The sequence below is a fragment of the Moorena sp. genome (assembly GCF_982860115.1).
The window spans coordinates 2,988-6,760 of sequence record NZ_CEYLVT010000319.1; the positions used below are offsets into that span (position 1 = coordinate 2,988).

Here is a 3,773-nt window from a genome sequence, read left to right on the forward strand (position 1 = left end):
AAGGCCACGCTACGCGAACAACCTTCCACAAAAAACCTTGAATCAACCGATTAATCTATTCGACTACGAATCCCTAGCGCCGCAGTATCTATCTCCCATGGTACTGGATTATTACGCCAGTGGTGCTTGGGATGAAGTAACACTGCGAGACAATCGTGCAGGGTTTGAAAAGATAAAACTTCGTCCTCGGATGTTGGTGGATGTGAGTCAACGAGATTTAAGTACACAAATCCTAGATCAGTTTTTCCCCATACCGATTCTGGTTGCTCCCATGGCATTCCAGTGTCTGGCCAATCCAGAGGGTGAATTGGCAACAGCAAGGGCGGCAGCTGAGGTAGGGGCAATCATGGTGTTGAGTACGATGTCCACCAAACCCTTAGAAGCTGTAGCCCTTGCCGGGAAACAGAGCCAACAAAAGCAGGAGGCAACATCCCATATCCAAAATCCCTCATGGTTTCAGCTGTATGTCCATCGCGATCGCACTCTCACCCGTAGACTGGTGGAACGGGCGGAGGCAGCTGGTTTTAGTGCCCTTTGTCTGACCGTAGATGCACCAGTGTTGGGGTGTCGGGAAAGGGATCGACGCAATCAATTTACTCTACCGGTAGGGATGGAATTGGCTAATTTAGCGACTATGACCGGTCTGGAAATTCCCAAAACTGCAGGAGAATCCGGTTTATTGAGCTATTTTGCCCAGCAAATTGATCCAACACTGACCTGGCAGGATCTGGAATGGTTACAATCGATCACTACTCTACCGGTGTTAGTCAAAGGCATTTTGCGAGGAGATGATGCTCTCAAGGCATTGGACCATGGAGCAAAAGGAATCATTGTATCGAATCATGGGGGTCGGCAATTGGATAGTGCGATCGCATCCATCGATGCCTTACCCGAAGTGGTCGCAGCTGTGGGAAATCATTTACCGGTATTAATCGATGGGGGTATCCGTCGAGGTACTGATGTGCTCAAAGCCCTAGCCTTGGGTGCATCAGCGGTGTTGGTAGGTCGTCCGGTGTTATGGGGATTAGCTGTAGCAGGAGTTGCTGGAGTACGCCATGTCTTGCAATTGTTACGGGATGAATTGGATATAGCGATGGCTTTAAGTGGCTGTACTAAGGTCAAGGATATTGACCATAGTTTGGTGAAAATTAAAGATTGACAAAATAATCAATAAATTAATAATAACTTATAATACCTAAAAACTAAGCCAAATAGCTTAGCAATATCAATGAATTGGCGTAAGTTATAGCAAGACTGCGTATGTTAATTTGTATGGCAAAAATTATTAGTTATTGGTAATACTTTGATACTATTCCCCTAAACTCCTAGCACTTATCAAGGTTAGGGTCAGGGTTAAATAAGCTTTGAGCGATTTATCAAGCAATTATTAGTTAGTCTGAAATCCGAGAAATGAGTAATAAACTAGCCACTATCACCCTTAGTATTATCTTATCCTTAACGTTTACCTCAGTCAGTTTAGCTGAAACAGTCTTGTCTGAAATTAAGCGCACTGGTGTTTTGAAAGTAGGAATTAGAAGAGATGCCCCTCCTTTTGGTTTTCTAGAGGAAGACCAATTGCAAGGCTACTGCGTGACTAAAATGTATGTTCTAGCCAACCATCTCGGTGAAGTACTCAAGAGACCTGTTCGGTTAGAACCAATTCCATCTGTTCTAGACGAAGACTCCCCTAACAATCGTTATGGGATGGTAGCCAATGGCAAGGCACATCTAGATTGTGGACCCAATACGATCAAAACTGCTCCACCACTATCAGGAGTTACTTACTCCACTGCTTTTTATTTTTCCGGGACACATTTTCTAATCAGACCCGAAATGAAGGGTATATTCAATCCTGAAACTTCCCTAGCTGGTAAAAAAATTGGTGTCCTTCCTGGTTCAAATACACATCCCTTAATCTCCAGTACCTACCCATTAGCTGAAATAGTAGACACTCGTTACATAAGCTCTAACGGTCGAGAATTGGCTCTGAAAGATGTTGTCGAACGGGATATTGATGCTTTTGCCAGTGATGGCATGCTATTAATGGCAGAAGCCTTAAGACAAGGGCTTACATTCCAGGATTTTACCTTAATTCCTGACCGACCGTTAAGTTGTGATTTTTACGGAATAATTTTACCAGATCAGGATATAGAATGGAAGACAATAATTGATAAATTGATTACTGACTTAAGGTGGGAGATAATTTTGTAAAAATCCTTGGGTGTTGACTCGATTTATTACCAAGGTATACGACAAGCTGCTTATGATAAATGTGCTAACTAAATCGCTGACTGCTGAAAGCTGACTGCTGAAAACTGACTGCTGAAAACTGACTGCTGAAAACTGACTGCTGAATACTTACAAGCCTATTTTTGATTATTCAAATAGACGACTATGTTAAACCCATTCTTTTGGATTAAGCATGCTTCCCATCGTCGATGGTTTTACCTGCTGATTCTGGTAGTTGTGGCACTGGGTCTAGGGGTAGGGTTACCCCATACCTCATCAGCATTTGACTCCTGTGGGTTGGATGGTGATGCAGGAATTAAGATAATTCAGTTAATCACCATGTCTGATCAACAAGAAGTAGAGCTGGGTAAGTGTTTGAATCAACAAGAAGTTGATCAAGGGCTGGAGATTTACAGCGGACGCGAAATCACTGAATACGTCCAAGACATTGGTAAGAGATTAATTCCCTATAGCGAGCGCCCCAATTTTCCCTATACCTTTCAAGTAGTCAGGAACAACGATATAAATGCCTTTGCCTTGTTGGGTGGCTTTGTTTATGTTCATACTGGCTTGCTGAAAGGGGTAGAAAATGAAGCTGAGTTAGCTGCAGTGATAGCTCACGAAATTGCTCACATTACTAGCAAACACAGTATCCAGAAGCTGCGCCAGATTATCAAAGACAAAAACCTTGAGGTAAATAGTGAAGTCGAGTACAAAACCATTATAAATCTTCTTGAGGATATCGCCTTCTCTCTTCCCCGAGGAAGGCAGCAGGAATATGAAGCGGATCGCAAGGGATTAGAAATGTTGCACGGTGCTGGCTACGCTCCCTCAGGCATGACTGGATTTCTCCAAAAATTAACCCAAAAAGTAACCACAGGCAATACACCGGCAATGCTAAGAACCCACCCAGAAACAGTAAAACGCCTTGATACTATCCAGGAAATAATCAACAAAAAAGGTTGGAATCCCAATGATGGTGATGGCTTAGACAGTGCTGTCTACAAACAGAGAATCCAATCTCTACCAATCCAGTACGTGAGCTACCTATACTGACTGGCTGATGTGCTCAAAGCTCTAGCCTTGGGTGCATCAGCGGTGTTGGTAGGTCGTCCGGTGTTATGGGGATTAGCTGTAGCAGGAGTTGCTGGAGTACGCCATGTCTTGCAATTGTTACGAGATGAATTGGATATAGCGATGGGCTTAAGTGGCTGTACTAAGGTCAAAGATATTGACCTTAGTTTGGTTAAAATCAAAGATTGACCAGAGTAATTAACCAATAACTAGTCACCAATAATTAATCACTAATAATACATTTGGCTTAGTAATCTCAATGACTTGGCTGATATTATATAAATACTAGGTATGCTATCTTTGACTAGAAAAATCACTATATAAATTAGTATTTATTGGTAATAGTTTTATACTACTATCTCACTAAATTACTGCCACTTATCAGGGTAGTGAAATAGGCAGCTATTGTGCATCATTGTTTTAGGGAGCAGGGAGCAGGGAGCAGGGAGCAGGGAGCAGGGAGCAGGGAG

3 protein-coding genes and 1 pseudogene are annotated in these 3,773 nt (G+C 42.8%); all 4 read left to right on the plus strand.

All coding sequences use genetic code 11. From position 1 onward, the window contains the following. Window positions 1-37 precede the first annotated feature (37 nt). Window positions 38-1,159 (plus strand): alpha-hydroxy acid oxidase, encoded by a 1,122-nt coding sequence (locus tag AC4II3_RS30285; RefSeq protein WP_488016229.1) that lies wholly within the window; start codon window positions 38-40, stop codon window positions 1,157-1,159. Window positions 1,160-1,410: 251 nt separating this feature from the next. Then, a complete protein-coding gene (locus tag AC4II3_RS30290) occupies window positions 1,411-2,211 on the plus strand; it encodes a type 2 periplasmic-binding domain-containing protein (RefSeq protein WP_488016226.1) in 801 nt (266 codons plus the stop codon). Window positions 2,212-2,394: 183 nt separating this feature from the next. Next, a complete protein-coding gene (locus AC4II3_RS30295; protein ID WP_488016228.1) occupies window positions 2,395-3,285 on the plus strand; it encodes a M48 family metallopeptidase in 891 nt (296 codons plus the stop codon). Window positions 3,286-3,291: 6 nt separating this feature from the next. Next, window positions 3,292-3,492: pseudogene (locus AC4II3_RS30300) on the plus strand (alpha-hydroxy-acid oxidizing protein); the annotation flags it as partial. Between the last annotated feature and the right edge of the window lie 281 nt (window positions 3,493-3,773).